Source organism: Roseomonas sp. CECT 9278 (assembly GCF_918698155.1).
Classification (GTDB): Bacteria; Pseudomonadota; Alphaproteobacteria; order Acetobacterales; family Acetobacteraceae; genus Neoroseomonas.
Map to the genome: position 1 here is coordinate 16498 of NZ_CAKKLX010000051.1, position 15059 is coordinate 31556.

Annotated in this window: 16 protein-coding genes; 10 read left to right on the plus strand and 6 right to left on the minus strand. The window is 71.4% G+C overall.

The window, feature by feature from the left end; genetic code table 11:
* Positions 1–131: 131 nt before the first annotated feature.
* Positions 132–848 carry a response regulator transcription factor gene (locus LQ222_RS22425; RefSeq protein ID WP_230169079.1) on the minus strand — a complete coding sequence of 239 codons (717 nt, stop codon included), beginning with the start codon at positions 846–848 and terminating at the stop codon, positions 132–134.
* A 256-nt stretch (positions 849–1104) separates the two neighbouring features.
* Here LQ222_RS22425 and LQ222_RS22430 point away from each other — a divergent pair, with 256 nt between their 5' ends.
* On the plus strand, positions 1105–2289 hold the full coding sequence (locus LQ222_RS22430) for a GTP cyclohydrolase II (protein WP_230169080.1): 1185 nt from the start codon (positions 1105–1107) through the stop codon (positions 2287–2289).
* 350 nt (positions 2290–2639) lie between these two features.
* Positions 2640–3137 carry a L,D-transpeptidase gene (locus LQ222_RS22435; protein ID WP_230169081.1) on the plus strand — a complete coding sequence of 166 codons (498 nt, stop codon included), beginning with the start codon at positions 2640–2642 and terminating at the stop codon, positions 3135–3137.
* A 31-nt stretch (positions 3138–3168) separates the two neighbouring features.
* On the opposite strand, the gene LQ222_RS22440 is transcribed toward LQ222_RS22435, so the two are convergent.
* The 3 genes from LQ222_RS22440 to metF form a co-directional block, all read right to left on the minus strand.
* Positions 3169–3504, minus strand: a complete 336-nt coding sequence (locus LQ222_RS22440) for a nucleotidyltransferase family protein (protein WP_230169082.1) — start codon at positions 3502–3504, stop codon at positions 3169–3171.
* A gap of 20 nt (positions 3505–3524) precedes the next feature.
* Positions 3525–4625 (minus strand): hypothetical protein, encoded by a 1101-nt coding sequence (locus LQ222_RS22445; RefSeq protein ID WP_230169084.1) that lies wholly within the window; start codon positions 4623–4625, stop codon positions 3525–3527.
* 505 nt (positions 4626–5130) lie between these two features.
* Entirely contained in the window at positions 5131–6072 is a 942-nt protein-coding gene (gene metF, locus LQ222_RS22450; protein ID WP_230169085.1) for a methylenetetrahydrofolate reductase [NAD(P)H], read from the minus strand.
* A gap of 251 nt (positions 6073–6323) precedes the next feature.
* On the opposite strand from metF, the gene LQ222_RS22455 reads away from it, so the two are divergent.
* The 6 genes from LQ222_RS22455 to LQ222_RS22480 all read left to right on the plus strand — a co-directional run bounded on the left by LQ222_RS22455 (position 6324) and on the right by LQ222_RS22480 (position 11801).
* The gene (locus tag LQ222_RS22455) at positions 6324–7184 is read left to right on the plus strand and encodes a VacJ family lipoprotein (RefSeq protein WP_230169096.1); all 861 of its coding nucleotides are present in this window, start codon (positions 6324–6326) and stop codon (positions 7182–7184) included.
* A 35-nt stretch (positions 7185–7219) separates the two neighbouring features.
* On the plus strand, positions 7220–7852 hold the full coding sequence (locus LQ222_RS22460; RefSeq protein WP_230169086.1) for a phospholipid-binding protein MlaC: 633 nt from the start codon (positions 7220–7222) through the stop codon (positions 7850–7852).
* Between the two features lie 421 nt (positions 7853–8273).
* Positions 8274–8840, plus strand: coding sequence for a hypothetical protein (locus LQ222_RS22465; RefSeq protein ID WP_230169088.1), 567 nt, complete (start codon positions 8274–8276; stop codon positions 8838–8840).
* 309 nt (positions 8841–9149) lie between these two features.
* Positions 9150–10988, plus strand: a complete 1839-nt coding sequence (typA, locus tag LQ222_RS22470) for a translational GTPase TypA (protein WP_230169089.1) — start codon at positions 9150–9152, stop codon at positions 10986–10988.
* Between the two features lie 169 nt (positions 10989–11157).
* Positions 11158–11424 (plus strand): AbrB/MazE/SpoVT family DNA-binding domain-containing protein, encoded by a 267-nt coding sequence (locus LQ222_RS22475; protein ID WP_230169090.1) that lies wholly within the window; start codon positions 11158–11160, stop codon positions 11422–11424.
* On the plus strand, positions 11421–11801 hold the full coding sequence (locus LQ222_RS22480) for a PIN domain-containing protein (protein ID WP_230169091.1): 381 nt from the start codon (positions 11421–11423) through the stop codon (positions 11799–11801). Before LQ222_RS22475 ends, LQ222_RS22480 begins: the two co-directional genes overlap by 4 nt.
* 106 nt (positions 11802–11907) lie before the next feature.
* Here the strand turns inward: LQ222_RS22480 and LQ222_RS22485 are convergent, their stop codons facing one another.
* Both LQ222_RS22485 and LQ222_RS22490 read right to left on the minus strand, forming a co-directional pair.
* Complete coding sequence (locus LQ222_RS22485; RefSeq protein WP_230169092.1) at positions 11908–12423, minus strand: DUF2852 domain-containing protein; 516 nt, start codon at positions 12421–12423, stop codon at positions 11908–11910.
* Between the two features lie 97 nt (positions 12424–12520).
* Positions 12521–13150, minus strand: coding sequence for a TetR/AcrR family transcriptional regulator (locus tag LQ222_RS22490; protein ID WP_230169093.1), 630 nt, complete (start codon positions 13148–13150; stop codon positions 12521–12523).
* Positions 13151–13279: 129 nt separating this feature from the next.
* Between LQ222_RS22490 and LQ222_RS22495 the strand changes: the two genes are divergently transcribed.
* Together LQ222_RS22495 and LQ222_RS22500 are read left to right on the plus strand one after the other, a co-directional pair.
* Positions 13280–13990 (plus strand): gamma-glutamyl-gamma-aminobutyrate hydrolase family protein, encoded by a 711-nt coding sequence (locus LQ222_RS22495; RefSeq protein ID WP_230169094.1) that lies wholly within the window; start codon positions 13280–13282, stop codon positions 13988–13990.
* Entirely contained in the window at positions 13981–14874 is an 894-nt protein-coding gene (locus LQ222_RS22500) for a pseudouridine synthase (RefSeq protein WP_374202187.1), read from the plus strand. The genes LQ222_RS22495 and LQ222_RS22500 overlap by 10 nt, the downstream gene beginning before the upstream one ends.
* Positions 14875–15059 lie beyond the last annotated feature (185 nt).

The window sequence follows — 15059 nt, forward strand, 5'->3', positions numbered from 1 at the left end:
GCGGCGGGTGGGTTGGGCGCGGTCGCGCCGTGCGCTCCCGGATCGCGGCAGGGCCGCGATCCGCAGGAAGGGCGGCGCAATTTCGGCGGCCGGTGCCGGCCGCCTCGCCCTGGCGCCTCGGGCGCCGGCGCTCAGGCCTGGGTGATGTCCTCGAGCTGTTCCAGCCGATAGCCACCCGCCTCGGTCACCAGCAGCCGCGTCTCGGCCGGGTTCGGCTCGATCTTCTGGCGCAGGCGGTAGATGTGCGTCTCCAGCGTGTGGGTCGTCACGTTGCTGTTGTAGCCCCACACGTCGTTCAGCAGCACCGTGCGCGGCACCGGCCGGCCGCCGGCGCGGTACAGGAACTTCAGGATCGCGGCCTCCTTCTCGGTCAGCCGGATCCGCTTGCCCTTGGCCTGGTCATGCAATTGCTTCGCCGACGGGCGGAACAGGTACGGCCCCACCTTGAACACCGCGTCCTCGCTGCTGTCGTAGCCGCGCAGCTGGGCGCGGATGCGCGCGAGCAATTCGTTCAGCCGGAACGGCTTCACGATGAAGTCGTTGGCCCCGGCATCGAGGCCGCTGACCACATCGGCCTCGCTGTCCACGCCGGTCAGCATCACCACCGGCATGCGGAACCCGTCGCGACGCAGGCGCACGCAATAATCGCGCCCATCGCCATCCGGCAGGCGGATATCCAGCAGGATCAGGTCGAACCGCGCGCCATCCGCGGTCAGCCGCGCCTCGGCTTCCGCCAGGCTGGCGGCCTCCACGGGCGCGAATTCCCCATCCAGGGACAACTGTTCGGCGAGTGTTGCCGAGAGCCCCGCATCGTCATCGACGATCAGCACCGGGCGCGGACCAGGCATGCGCCAGTTTCCCCATCCAAAAAGCCGTCACGGAAACGCGACGGCGGGAGCCCCCCGCGCAAGGTATGGCCGCTCACGACCCGTTGTGCCAGCCTCCCCGCGCCATCCCGGCCAAGTTCTCGCATCTGTGATTGCCGCTTCACGCATCTGGACGCGGGCCAGATGCGTACCACATGGCGGGGGCCCGCGGTCGTGCCGGGGTGCCACCGGGGTCGCCATGCGCCAGCCACAATCGGGGCGCGGCATGGAACGAAGAATGGAACGCCATACCATGACGCCACCTGGCCATCTCGCCACCGAAGCGAATGACGCCGTGATCCCCCGCGATGCCGGCGTGCAGGCGCTGCGGTCGGTTCATCGTGCGGTTGCGGACCTGCGGCGCGGCACACCCGTGGTCCTGCGCGGGCCGGACACCTGCCTCGTTGTCGCTGCGGCCGAAACCGTCGGCGCGCGCGGGCTGGGCGAACTCGCCGATGCCGCGCTGGCCCCCGCCCTGCTGCTGCTGGCGCCGGTGCGCGCCGCCGCGGTGCTGCAGCGCCCCGTGCCCCACGCCGCCGAGGATGAAGGCGCCGTCGCGCTGCGCCTGCCGCCCAGCCTGATGGACCCGCAGGCGCTGCGCAGCCTGGCCGACCCGACGGCCGAGCGCCTGTTGCCCGAGACCCCCGAGCGCCTGGCCGCGCCGCCCCTGGCGCAGGCGGCGATCGCGCTGGCCAAGCTGGCGCGCCTGCTGCCGGCCCTGGTGGCCGCGCCCGCCACCGAGGCCGCCGCGGCGCGCCTCGCGCTGCTCAGTGTCCCGGCGGCGGATGTGTTCGCCTATCCGGCCGGCGCCGCCACGTCGCTCACCCGCGTCGCCGAGGCCCGGGTGCCGCTGCTGGACGTGCCCGAGGCGCGCATCATCGCCTTCCGCGCCGCCGATGGCGGGATCGAGCACCTGGCGATCCTGGTCGGCGACCCGGAGAAGACCGCCCGCGAAGGGGGTGCCCCCCTGGTGCGCGCGCATTCCGAATGCTTCACCGGCGACCTGCTCGGTTCGCTGCGCTGCGACTGCGGCCCGCAGCTGCGCGGCGCACTGAAGCGGATGGCCGACGATCCGACCGGCGGCGTGCTGCTGTACCTGGCGCAGGAAGGCCGCGGCATCGGGCTGGTGAACAAGCTGCGCGCCTATACGCTGCAGGATGGCGGGCTGGACACGCTCGATGCCAACCGCGCGCTGGGCTATGGCGCGGATGAGCGCAACTTCCTGGTGGCCGCCACCATGCTGCGCGCGGTGGGCATCGAGCGCGTGCGCCTGCTGACCAACAACCCCGACAAGATCAATGGCCTGTCCGCCTGCGGCATCGAGGTGCAGGGCCGCGAGGCGCATGCCTTCGACCCGAACGGGGTGAATGACGGGTATCTGCGCACGAAGGCCGAGCGGTTCGGGCATATCCTGCCGCAGTGAAACGCCGCGCGCAGGCGCGCGCGGCTTGCTTTTTCGGTCCCTCAGACGGCGGGCGCCGCGCATCCGCGCGGCTTGCCTTCGCGCCCCGCACTGGTGCGCCGGGGGCGGCTGGCAGGTTGGGCGCGGTCGCGCATTCGCGCTTCCGGATCGCGCCTGGCGCGATCCGGTTCCTGTCTTGCACCGGGCGGCATGCAGGCGCGGATCCACGGCCCGCCTTCGCGACCTGTCGTGGAGTGCCGCGCTGGATCCGACCGGTCGCGCCGTGCCGTTCCTTTTCGGGCTGTCGAGGTGTGGTGGCGCAGCCGCGATGCGCCGATGATGCGCGCCACCCTCGCCGGACCTGACCGCCCATGACCACCACCGCCCGCGTCACCGCCGATGGCCTGCTGCGCTTCCGCGGCGAGACGCTGCGCTGCGCCATCGGCAAGGGCGGCATCACCAGCGCGAAGCAGGAAGGCGATGGTGCGACGCCCCTCGGCCTGCTGCCGCTGCGCCGCGTGCTGTGGCGCGCCGACCGCGGCCCGCGCCCGGCCACCGCCCTGCCCTGCGAACCCATCGCGCCCGAGGATGGCTGGTGCGACGACCCCACCCACCGCGACTACAACCAGGCCATCCGCCTTCCGCACCCGGCACGGCACGAAAACCTGTGGCGCGAGGATGCGGTCTACGACGTGATCGTGGTGCTCGGTTGGAACGACGCGCCGGTGCAGCGCGGGCGCGGGAGCGCGATTTTCCTGCATGTGGCGCGCGCGGATTTCGCGCCGACGGAAGGCTGCATGGCGCTGCCGGAGCGGGAGTTAAGGCGGGTGTTGGGGGCGGGGCTAACCGCTGTTGAGATCGCGGGGTAAGCCCGCGCGCCCGGCGACTCGCCCGCGCGCGTCAGAATCCGCGCAGCGCCGAAGCCTCGATCGCCGGGCGCAGCGCCGGGTGCAGGCTTGCCCGTGTGGTAACGTCCACCGCAATGCCGCCCAGCGCGGCGCGCAGCCTTTCGGACACCTCCATCAGGTCGAACAGGCCGAACCGTTCGGGCTCCGCTTGGTCGATGAACAGGTCGACGTCAGAGGTGGCGCCCGCCTCGCCGCGCGCCGCCGAACCGAACAGGTAGAGCGCCGCGACACCAGCGGCACGCAATGGCGCTTCCTGCGCGCGCCGTCGCGCGAGCAGCGTGGGTGGCTCAGGCGCGGACGAAACCGGCACAGGCTCCAGCGCCCCCAAAACCCCGCTCCGCCAGACGCCTAGGTTGGCGGACCGCCTTGCAATGCGGCGCCGTCGCGCACGAAGCGCTCGATGTCCCGGCGCACCCGATCCAGGATCGCAATGGCCTCCGTCTCGCTGTCAGCACGGAACCCGAACATCGACACCGCAATGCGTGGACGCCTCATGTACAGCGCTCCGTCGCAGGATAGCTGGTCGCGGACCGGGCCGTCGGCATTGCTTCGTTGTGCCGCGTTGGCGAAACGGCACGTCAGATTGGCGGCGCTCGACGGATCCTCTGGCCATCGGCGAAGCAGGTAAAGCCGGCGATCCTCCGGGCCTGCCCGCACTTCACTGCGAACCAGCGCAACGATGCGAGCGGTTCCACCTTCTGCGGCGCGATCCGGTGGCGGGTTCCATAGCTGAATCTGAAGCGACACCCGGCGGCGCGCGCAGACCGGATCGGCGCCCGTTGACTGCCAGCAGCGAAATTGGACGTCTGCAAAGCTCTCCGGATCTTCCGCGCGATCGAGTTGGAACTGGCTGATAGAGTCTTCGGCCAACGGGATATTGTTCCACGTGTAAGGCCCGCGATTGACGATCGGCACGGCGAGCACGGTGGCGCCGCTGCGCCCGCCGATCCTCGTGCGAACCAAATGCTGCGGGTCCAAGGGGCGCTCCCGCCAGCCGTTCTCGACGTTCCGGCCCCGTGCACAGACCCAGATACCCGCGCCGCTGCTGGATGCCTGCGGGTGGCTGACCAGCACGATCGCAGGCTGCGGCTGGGGCACCACGCCACGCGCGATCAACAACTCTCGCACCCGCTCCCCATGGCGCCGCGCGATGGCATTGAGCGCTTGGAAGTCGTTGACCCGTTCCTCGGAGCCATAGGTCCCGTTGACGGTCGCCGCGCCGGTCCGCCGCGCAATCGTCGCCGCGGCGTCCAGTACGACGTCGGCCGTGGCGTCCGGCGTGCCCAGCCAGCCCGACAGGACCACGCGGAACTCGCACTCGGACACACGGCGGGAGACGTCCCGGTCTGATGGCGCGCCGCCCGTGGACACTGGCGCCGGAGCGGCACAGCCTGCCCCCACGAGCAGGGCAAGCATTGCGATGCTGCGGACGATGCTGAGCCGACCCATCGAATGCCTTACTCCTCCCGGCTCACGGAACGGCGACCATTGCTGACGATCGGGAATGATCCAATCCCAATCTCTCGGCGATCCGGCCACTGGCCCAGCGCAAATCTGACCCGTGAGGGTTACACGCCGTCGCCCGGCCTGCCGACGGGGATACCGGACGATAGGTATATTTTCTTGATCGGGCGACCTGTCCCATTGTAGGAACTCCCCAGCCAGGAGGTCCCGGACGATGCGCCATCGCGCCCATCCCGCCCCCGACCGCTCCACCCGCCGGACCACCCCCGGCGGCCCGGCTGACGCACCCGCGGCGCATTTGTCCGAAACCGGCACAAGCTACTCGGAGGCGGTCATCGCGTCCCGGGAGGCGCCCCAACGCGCCACGCCCAATTTGTCCGAAACGAGCACGCGCCACACCGTGCCAGGCGTCACGCCGACAACGCCTGTCACGCCGGCAGCCGGGAATTTGTCCGAAACCCGCAGCCTCACCCCCGCCCCGCCAGCCCCCTCAACCCGTAGCCCCCACCTTCGCCCGCGCCCCCAGGATATGCGCAATCGCATAGGTCAAATCCGGCCGGTTCAACGTATAGAAATGGAACTCATCCACCCCATTCGCCTGCAACAACCTCACCTGCTCCGCCGCCACCACCGCCGCGACCATGCGCCGCGTCTCGGCATCCTCCTCCAGCCCCTCGAACAGTTTCCCCATCCAGGCCGGCACGCTCGCCCCGCACATCGCCGAGAACTTCACCACCTGCGAAAAGTTCGACACCGGCAGGATCCCCGGCACGATCGGCACCGTGATCCCCGCCGCCAGGCAGCGGTCCAGGAAGCGCAGGTACACATCCGTGTCGAAGAAATACTGCGTGATCGCCCGGTTTGCCCCGGCATCGATCTTCCGCTTCAGGAAATCGAGATCCGCCTCGGCCGAGACCGCCGCCGGGTGCCCCTCCGGATACGCCCCCACGGAGATATCGAACGCCCCGATCCGCCGCAGCCCGCGCACCAAATCCTCCGCCTGCGCATACCCGCCCGGGTGCGGGGTGTATTCGCTGGCCCCCGCCGGCGGGTCCCCGCGCAGCGCCACGATATGCCGAACCCCGGCCTCCCAGTACCGCCGCGCCACCGCATCCACCTCGTCGCGCGTGGCCCCCACGCAGGTCAGGTGCGCCGCCGGCGTCAGGGAGGTCTCGCTCACCAGCCGCGACACCGTCGCATGCGTGCGTTCCTGCGTGGTGCCCCCCGCGCCATAGGTCACGCTCACGAAGCGCGGCGCCAGCGGCTCCAGCCGCCGGATGCAGGCCCAGAGCTGTTCCTCCAGCTTGTCCGTCTTGGGCGGGAAGAATTCGAAGGACAGGCGCGGGGCCGGCAGCTCGGCCGGCGCCGGCAGCCCGGCCACCCGGGGCCCGGTCAGCCAGCGGGCAAGCGTTCCGCTCGGGGCATGGTTCATCGCGCGCATTCCTCGTGGCACATCGCCCGCCAGCGCGGGGTGTGCACAATTACTGATAAAGATATCCTTATGTCCAGCACATATGGGCGATGCCCGGCCAGCAGCGGCCCCGCAAGACTTCGTTGCACGGTGTCGCGTTTCGCTTCACGCCGCGGCCACAAACCCTCCCTAGACTGCGATGCAACCCGACGCCGGTGCGCCCCGTTGGGATTCAGGTTCCACCCGCCGGAAGGACGCTGTATTTCGCCGTGATGCCTCCTCTCCTGCCCATCACCCTGCGCGGCGCCGCGCTGGCGCTTGCTTTGGTCGCCGCCGGCTGCGCCACCCGCCCCGCCGCCGACGACCCCGAGGGCCTGGCCGAATACCGCGAGACCAACGACCCCTTCGAACCCGCCAACCGCGCCATGTTCGAGGTGCACGAGGTCGCCGACCGCTACGTGCTGCAGCCGGTCGCCGAGGCCTATCGCGATGTCGTCCCGCAGCCCCTGCGCACCGGCATCCGCAACGTGCTGGGCAATATCCGCGCGCCCGTCATCCTCGCCAACGACCTCATGCAGGGGAACATCAGCCGGGCGCGGATCACGCTCGGCCGCTTCATGGTGAACTCCACGATCGGCGTCGGCGGCATCATCGATGTCGCGCGCGAATGGGGCGTGCCCGGCCATTCCGAGGATTTCGGCCAGACCCTGGCGGTCTGGGGTGCCGGCGAGGGCTTCTACATGTTCGTCCCGCTGTTCGGCCCGTCCTCGCCGCGCGACCTGGCGGGGCAGGGCGTGGACATCCTGCTGAACCCGCTGATGTGGCTGGGCCAGGGTGCCTTCGTGGATGCCTCGGGCTGGGTCCGCCTGGGCCTCACGGTGGTCGACACGCGCGAGGCGCTGATCGAGCCGATCGACCAGGTGCGCGCCACCTCGCTCGACCCCTATTCGACGCTGCGCTCGGCCTATCGGCAGCGCCGCGCCTTCGAGATCCGCAACCAGGAAAGCCCGGGTGGCGAGGTGGTGGGGCCGTCGGGCGTCACCGGCTTCGGCCAGGGCGTGACCGAGCCCGGCGGGCCCGATGCCGCGCCGCCCCCCAGGCCCGCCCGCGCGCCCGCGCCGGCCGCCCGATGACTCGGAATCCGCGTGGAGCCTCCCATATGGACGCCATGAAACGACGCTTCCTGATCGCCTCCCCCGCCCTCGTGGCCGTACTGGCGGTGCTGCCACAGGCCAGCCATGCCGAGATCGACCCCGCCCGCGCGACCACGCTGGTGCGCGATGCCGGCAACGAGCTGGTCGCCGCCATCAACGACCAGCGGCTGGACGTGGCGGCGCGGCGCGAGAAGGTGGCCGCGGTGCTGCGCCGCGCCATCGACATCGAGGGCACCGGCCGCTTCATCCTGGGCCGCTACACGCGCCAGGCCAGCCCGGCCGAGCTCGCGGAATACAACCGCCTGTTCGACGACATCATCGTGCGCAACCTGTCGGCCCGCTTCGGGGAATATCGCGGCGTGCGCTTCTCCCTCGGCCGCGCGCAGCAGCGCACCGAGGAAGACGTGCTGGTCAACACCATCATCGAACGGCCGAGCGCCGCGCCCTTCTCGCTCGACTGGCGGGTGGCGGAGGTCGGTGGCCAGCCGCGCGTGGTGGATGTGATCGCCGAGGGCACGTCGCTGCGCCTGACCACGCGCAGCGAGTATTCGGCGGTGATCCAGCGCAATGGCGGGCGCGTCGCGGCGCTGCTGGATGCCATGCGCAACCAGATCGCGCAGCTCGCGGCGCGCGAGACGCGCGGCTGACGGCAGGCCGCGCTGTCGCCCGGGGCGCGCGACGCGCGGGCCGGGCGCGGTCGCCCCCGCGGTTTCCCTGGCGGTCCGTCCGCCGGTGGGGTCCGCGACGCGAAGCTGACGTTCATGGGCCGCCTGCCTCGCACCGCGCAGCGCGATCGCCGTGGCGGCATTGTCGCGCCGCCGGTGGCCGGCGCCGCGCGTCTCTGCCCGTTCAGCCGGCGCGTCGCGACGCGCGCGGATCCAGCGGGCAGCGACCCGCGTCCAGCCGTGACCGCCCGCCTGGCGCGGGTTCGGTTTCGGCGCTGCGCCCGCCCACAGGACATCCCCGCACATCGCCGGGCATCGCGCTGATGTGATCCCGCCCGCGAACCGCCGCGCGACGTCCGCGCGCTTTGCGCGTTGCACCGGCAGTTCAGAAGGGAGATCGCCTATGCTGCGCACCAACACGACCCGCCTTGCCGTCCTGGCGCTGGGCCTCGCGGCGTCGCCCGCCTTCGCGCAGACGCGGCCGGGCACGAACACCGTCATCGTGGCGCCGCCCGCCGCGGTCGTCTCGCCGGCGCCCATGGCCGTGCAGGGTCCGCCCGGCGTGGTCACGCCGATCGCCCCTGTCGCGCCCGTCGTGGGCCCGATGTCCCCGGGGGTCGCCGCGGCGCCCGCCGCACCGGGCGTTCGCGGCAATTCGCCGCTGAATGGCGGCGACCGCACCGCGGCCGTGGCCGACATCGCCTCCACCCACAACATCGACCAGCTGCTGCAGCAGGCCGAGCAATCCGTCCGCCAGGGCAACCTCGCCCTCGCGAATGAGCTGGTCGAGCGCGCCGAGGCCCAGGCGCTGACCCGTTCGACCATCGCGGGCACGGAGACCATCCCGACCCGCGCCGGCCCGGTGGCGCGCATGGCCGAGGCGCGGGCGGCGATCGCACGCCGCGATACCTCCACCGCGGCCATGCTGATCGCCGAGGCTGCCAGCCTGGTCCGCGCGCAGGGCCTGTAGCCGAAGGCCGCGCGCGAAGCGCCGGCGCCACGCGCGCCGAACGCACCGCGCGCGACGCGCGCGGCCGCCCGTTGCTCAGGTGCGGGGGGCCGATCGGCGGTTCTTCCGCGCACGGAACCGCGCCTTTGCGCGCCCGTGCTTTTTTCCTCGCCATTCCGGCGCCGGCGCCCTATGTGTGCGGCGCAACATCCGCCAGCCAGACGGCCGCGCCGCCCGCCCACGACCGGGGCAGGGGTGCGGCTTGCCGCGTGAGGCGGGAAACCAGGCGCGGCCCGCAGGCGGGCCGCCCCGGCACACGAGGAGTGCGCGATGAGCGCCGCCAATATCCGCAACGTCGCGATCATCGCGCACGTCGACCACGGCAAGACCACGCTGGTGGACCAGCTGCTGCGCCAGGCCGGCGCCTTCCGCGCCAACCAGCAGGTCGCGGAGCGCGCGATGGACCGCAACGACCTCGAGCGCGAGCGCGGCATCACCATCCTCGCCAAGTCCACCGCGGTGGAATGGAAGGGCGTGAAGATCAACATCGTCGACACCCCCGGCCACGCCGATTTCGGCGGCGAGGTCGAGCGCATCCTGTCCATGGTCGATGGCGCCATCGTGCTGTGCGACGCGGCGGAAGGCCCGCTGCCGCAGACGAAGTTCGTGCTGACCAAGGCGCTCGCGCGCGGCATCAAGCCGATCGTGGTCATCAACAAGGTGGACCGCCAGGACGCGCGTGCGCACGAGGTGCATGACGAGGTCTTCGACCTGTTCGCCGCGCTGGGCGCCACCGACGAGCAGCTCGACTTCCACACCCTCTTCGCCTCCGGTCGCCAGGGCTGGGCGGATGAATCGATGGAAGGTCCGCGCAAGGACCTCTCGGCGATGTTCGACCTGATCCTGTCGCATGTGCCGGCACCGACGGTGGACGACGAAGCGCCCTTCGCGATGAATGCGTCGATCCTGGAATCCGACAATTTCCTCGGCCGCATCCTGACCGGGCGCGTGGAGCAGGGCGTGGCCAGGCTGAACATGCCGGTGCGCGTGCTGCGCCAGGATGGCTCGGTGGTGGAATCGGGCCGCCTGACCAAGCTGATGACCTTCTCGGGCCTCGATCGCGTGCCGGTCGATGAAGTGCGCGCGGGCGACATCATCGCCATCGCCGGCCTGTCGGACGCCACCATCCCCGACACCATCGCCGCACCCGAGGTGACCACCCCGCTGCCCGCCATCCCGGTCGATCCGCCGACGCTCGCGATGACCTTCCGCATCAATGACGGCCCGCTGGGCGGCCGCGAGGGCAAGAAGGTCACCTCGCGCCAGATCCGCGACCGGCTGATGAAGGAGACCGAGGGCAACGTCGCCATCAAGGTGAAGGTGAGCGAGGAAGTCGACGCCTTCGAGGTGGCCGGCCGCGGCGAACTCCAGCTGGGTGTGCTGATCGAGCAGATGCGCCGCGAGGGCTTCGAGCTGACCATCGGCCGCCCGCGCGTCCTCACGCGCGACAATCCCGAGACGGGCGAGAAGGAAGAGCCCTACGAGGAATGCCTGATCGACGTCGATGAGCAGTATTCCGGCGTGGTCGTCGAGAAGATGTCGGTCCGCAAGGGCATGATGCAGGACATGCGTCCGTCCGGCGGCGGCAAGGTGCGCCTGACCTTCAACATCCCCTCGCGCGGGCTGATCGGCTACCACGGCGAATTCCTGACCGACACGCGCGGCACCGGCATCATGAACCGGCTGTTCCTGGGCTATCAGCCCTGGGCCGGCGTGATCGAAGGCCGCCGCAACGGCTCGCTGATCAGCAATTCCGATGGCGAGGCGATCCAGTACGCGCTGTTCTATCTGCAGGAACGCGGCACGCTGTTCGTGAACCCCGGTGACAAGGTCTATGTCGGCCTGATCCTGGGCGAGAATTCGCGCGACAACGACCTTGATGTGAACCCCATCAAGGAGAAGAAGCTCACCAACATCCGCGCCGCCGGCAAGGACGAGGCGCTGCTGCTGATCCCGCCGCGGCGCATGTCGCTGGAACAGGCGATCGCCTATATCGAGGATGACGAACTCGTTGAGGTCACGCCCTCGGCCGTGCGGCTGCGCAAGCGCTACCTCGACCCGCATGAGCGCAAGAAGCATGCGCGCCGGGCGGAGAGCGAGGCGGCGTAAGGCGCCGCATATCGCGCCAGATCTGGGGCGGGGAGGGCGAAGGCCCTCCCCGTTTTGCGTTCGGGTTCACACACCGCGCCGCGTCGGCCTGCCAGCCTGGGTCGTTCTGGCAATCAGAAGCCTTCTGCCATCTGAAGGAACCTGTGGCGATTGGCATGGAATGCGGCAGATGGGCGTCGTCTCGGTAAAGGTGGATCCCTCCGGCCGGGTGGTCATCCCCAAGGAGCTTCGCGACGCCCTGGGCATCCCGCAGGGCGGGGAGCTGCGCCTGTCCATCGTCGATGGCGAGCTGCGCGGCCTGACGCGCATGGCGGCGATCGAGCAGGTGCGCGCCAAGTATGCCGCGCTGCCCGTTCGCGAAGGCAATGGGCGCTCGGGGGTCGATGACCTGATCGCCGCGCGTCGCGCAGAAGCGGCCCGCGACGCGGGTCCGTGAGCCTCCCCGTGGGCCTGGTGATCGACACCTCGGCCCTGGTCGCGCCGATCCTGGGCGAGGCTGGCGCCGAGGCCGTCAAGGCAGCCTTCGCCGGCAGCCTTCCTGTCCTGCTGAGCACGGTCAGCCTGGCCGAGGCCGCGGCGGTCCTGTGCCGCCGCCACGGCGTCCCGGCCATGGAGGCGCTGACCGACATCCTGCGCTTCGGCGCCGACGCAGCGGCCCACGCCGCACCGCTCATCGCCGCCCATCGCGGCGTGCTGTCGCTGGGCGACGCGGCGTGCGTGGCGACCGCGATGCTGCGCGGCGCCCCGGTCCTGACCGCGGATCGCGCCTGGGCGGAGCTTGGACTGGGCGTGGAGGTGCGGCTGGTGCGGTGACAGGCCAGCGCGGCCCGGTCGGCACGACATGAAACGGCGGGCCGGCGCAAGCCGACCCGCCCTTCGAAGGTCCTCGGGAGGCTTGCGCCCCCCCCCCCCGGCGCGCTCAGCCCTGCGCGGGGCGCTCGCCCTCGGCCGGCGGCGCGGCGGGGCGCGACCGGCGGTCGGTCATGAACTGCTCGAACTCCGAGCGGTCCTTGGCGAAGCGCAGGCGCTCCAGGAAGGCGGCGAAGTCCTTCTGCTCCTCCTCGAGCCGGCGCAGCGTGTCGACGCGGTATTCGTCGAAGGCGATGTTGCCGGAACCGTCGCGGCGTCCATCGCCCCGGCTGCACCAGCCGCGCCCGGCCTCCGGGCCCATGCCGTAGCGGTGCGCCCAGCGCCGGCCCAGCCGGCCGGACCCGATCATGAAGCCCAGGATGAGCAGGCCCACCGGGAAGAACAGGATGAAGGCCAGGATCATCACGGCGATCATGACCGGCTTGGGCGCCGTCCAGGGGCTCCAGCGGGAGGCATTGAACTCGCCCCGGCCTTCCTCGCGCCAGCGGCGCTCGCGGCGCTGCTCCCGGCGTTCGCGGCGGCTGGGGAAGGCGGCGTCGTCGGGCGGATAGGCGGTGGCGGACATGGGGCTCCTCATGCGGCAGGGATGTAAATGCAAGCGACATTTACATTGAGGATACCCGCCCGCGCGGTCAAGGAGAATCCGCGATCGCGACGATTCGTTACCTGCCGCCGCCCAGACCCAGGCTTTGCAGGTAGATCAGCAACCCCGCCTCCAGCAGCTCCTCGGGCGCCATGGGCAGTTTGCGGCGCGCCTGGTCCGGCCGGCAGAACAGCGATGCGATGCCGTGGCACATCGACCACACATGCAGCGCGACCATCAGCCCGGGTGGCCGCTGCCCCTCGGGAAGGCGGGCGATCAGCCGCTCGGTCGCGTCGCGCAGCACGCCGAAGGCGCGGTCGGAGGCGAGCGCCAGGCCGGGATGCGCCTCGGGCAGGATGCGGGTCTCGAACATGGCGGCGTAGTAGGCGGGCTCACGCCGGGCGAAATCGAGATAGGCGCGGCCCATCGCCTCGAAGGCCCGCACCGGGTCGGGGCCGCCGGTGCCCCAGGCGCGCGACAGCGCCTCCGCGAAGCGTTCGAAGCCGCGCAGCGCGACCTCGGCCAGCAGGGCCTCGGCATCGCGGAAATGGCGGTAGGGGGCGCCGGGGGAGACGCCGGCCAGCCGCGCGGCCTCGGCCACCGTGAAGCCGGCCGGCCCGTGCTGCGCGATCAGCTGCACGGCGGCCTCGACCAGCGCCTCGCGCAGGTTGCCGTGGTGGTAGCCGCGCTTTTCGCCGAACCGGGACATGTGAGGATCATTTGCATCGTGCGGCCGGGCGCGCCAGCCCCCGGCGCAAAGCCGTTGCGTCGCGGGATCGGAGCGGCGGCCCTGGTGCGCGCGCTTGCTACGGCGCGCGCGGGTTCGTTATCTGGCGCCATGCGCACCCGCCCCCTGATCGGCGTCACCCTGGATTCGGAACCCGCCGGGGGCTGGTCGAAGCTGCCCTGGTATGCGCTGCGGCAGAACTACTTCTCGGCCGTGGTGGCGGCCGGCGGGCTGCCGGTGGCACTGCCGCACGAACCGGCGCTGGCCGAGGCCTATCTGGACGACATCGACGGCCTGCTGGTGACCGGCGGCGCCTTTGATGTCGACCCCGCGCTGTGGGGCGGCGGGCCGCCGCATCCCAAGGTGTCGCTGAAGCCAGGCCGCACCGATTTCGAACTGGCCGCGACGCGCGCCGCGCTGGCGCGCGACAAGCCGGTGCTGGGCATCTGCGGCGGGCAGCAGCTGCTGGCGGTGGCCTTCGGCGGCACGCTGGTGCAGCACATCCCGGACGAGGTGGCGAACGCGCTGGCGCATGAACAGCCCAACCCGCGCACCGAACCGGGGCATGAGGTCGCGATCGCGCCGGGCACGCTGCTGGCGCGCATCGTCGGTGCGCCGCGCATGGCGGTGAATTCCGCGCATCACCAGGCGGTGGCGACGGCCGGCAGCGGCGTGGTGAATGCACTGGCGCCCGATGGCGTGGTGGAAGGCGTGGAGCATCCGGGCCATCGCTTCGCGCTGGGGGTGCAGTGGCACCCGGAATATGCGGTGGACCCGCGCGATCCGGCGATCATCGCCGCCTTCGTGGAGGCCTGCCGGTGAGCGAGGACGACGCCGAGGACCCCCGGCGCGGCGAACGCATCGCGAAGTGGCTGGCGCGCGCCGGCGTCGCCTCCCGCCGCGACGCCGAGAAGATGATCGCCGAGGGCCGTGTGACGCTCGGCGGCAAGGTGGTGGAAAGCCCCGCCACCTTCATCACGCCGGGCGACCACGTGGCGGTGGATGGCAAGCCCGTCGCGGCGGCCGAGCGCACGCGCCTGTTCCGCTACCACAAGCCCGATGGCCTGGTGACGACGCATCGCGACCCGCAGGGCCGCCCCACCGTGTTCGAGAAACTGCCGCCCGGCCTGCCGCGCCTGGTCAGCGTGGGGCGGCTCGACCTGACCAGCGAGGGCCTGCTGCTGCTGACCAATGACGGCGCGCTCGCACGCAAGCTGGAATTGCCGTCGAATGCCTGGCTGCGCCGCTATCGCGTGCGGGTACATGGCCGCGTGGACGAGAGGGCGCTGGCCAACCTCGAACGTGGCGTGACGATCGAGGGCGTGCAGTATGGCCCGATCGAGGCCGGGCTCGATGCCCGCCAGGGCACGAATTCCTGGCTGACCGTGTCGATCAAGGAAGGCAAGAACCGCGAGATCCGCCGCGTCATGGCGCATCTGGGCCTGGAGGTGACGCGGCTGATCCGCACCGCCTATGGGCCGTTCCAGCTGGGCATCCTGCCGCGCGGCGCGGTCGAGGAAGTGAACGCCAAGGTGCTGCGCGACCAGCTGGGACTCGATGCGCCGAAGCGGCTGCGCGAGACGGCGCTGGCCCCCCTGCCCGAGGCGCCGCCCGAGGGCCCGCGGCGCACGCCGCGCGCGCGCAACGCCATCATGGGCACGCGCCGGCCGGTGCGGGGGCGGGACGGCCCGCGCGGCCGCGAATGATGCGCGCCGGCCGGTGCGAACCGCCGCATCCTTCGGATCGCCGCCCTGCCGCGATCCTGGAGCGCACGGCGCGACCGCGCCCCACCCGCCCGTCGCCCCCGGCGCACCAGCCCCCGGCGCGCAGGCAAGCCGGCCTGCGCGAACCGCCGCATCCTTCGGATCGCCGCCCTGCCGCGATCCTGGAG

Excerpts from the sequence above, each read along its gene's own strand:
- typA (WP_230169089.1), top strand. The coding sequence starts at position 9,150 with ATGAGCGCCGCCAATATCCGCAACGTCGCGATCATCGCGCACGTCGAC.
- metF (WP_230169085.1), bottom strand. The coding sequence starts at position 6,072 with ATGAACCATGCCCCGAGCGGAACGCTTGCCCGCTGGCTGACCGGGCCC.
- LQ222_RS22475 (WP_230169090.1), top strand. The coding sequence starts at position 11,158 with ATGGGCGTCGTCTCGGTAAAGGTGGATCCCTCCGGCCGGGTGGTCATC.
- LQ222_RS22445 (WP_230169084.1), bottom strand. The coding sequence starts at position 4,625 with ATGGGTCGGCTCAGCATCGTCCGCAGCATCGCAATGCTTGCCCTGCTC.
- LQ222_RS22430 (WP_230169080.1), top strand. The coding sequence starts at position 1,105 with ATGGAACGCCATACCATGACGCCACCTGGCCATCTCGCCACCGAAGCG.
- LQ222_RS22425 (WP_230169079.1), bottom strand. The coding sequence starts at position 848 with ATGCCTGGTCCGCGCCCGGTGCTGATCGTCGATGACGATGCGGGGCTC.
- LQ222_RS22455 (WP_230169096.1), top strand. The coding sequence starts at position 6,324 with ATGCCTCCTCTCCTGCCCATCACCCTGCGCGGCGCCGCGCTGGCGCTT.
- LQ222_RS22495 (WP_230169094.1), top strand. The coding sequence starts at position 13,280 with ATGCGCACCCGCCCCCTGATCGGCGTCACCCTGGATTCGGAACCCGCC.
- LQ222_RS22485 (WP_230169092.1), bottom strand. The coding sequence starts at position 12,423 with ATGTCCGCCACCGCCTATCCGCCCGACGACGCCGCCTTCCCCAGCCGC.
- LQ222_RS22460 (WP_230169086.1), top strand. The coding sequence starts at position 7,220 with ATGAAACGACGCTTCCTGATCGCCTCCCCCGCCCTCGTGGCCGTACTG.
- LQ222_RS22465 (WP_230169088.1), top strand. The coding sequence starts at position 8,274 with ATGCTGCGCACCAACACGACCCGCCTTGCCGTCCTGGCGCTGGGCCTC.
- LQ222_RS22435 (WP_230169081.1), top strand. The coding sequence starts at position 2,640 with ATGACCACCACCGCCCGCGTCACCGCCGATGGCCTGCTGCGCTTCCGC.
- LQ222_RS22490 (WP_230169093.1), bottom strand. The coding sequence starts at position 13,150 with ATGTCCCGGTTCGGCGAAAAGCGCGGCTACCACCACGGCAACCTGCGC.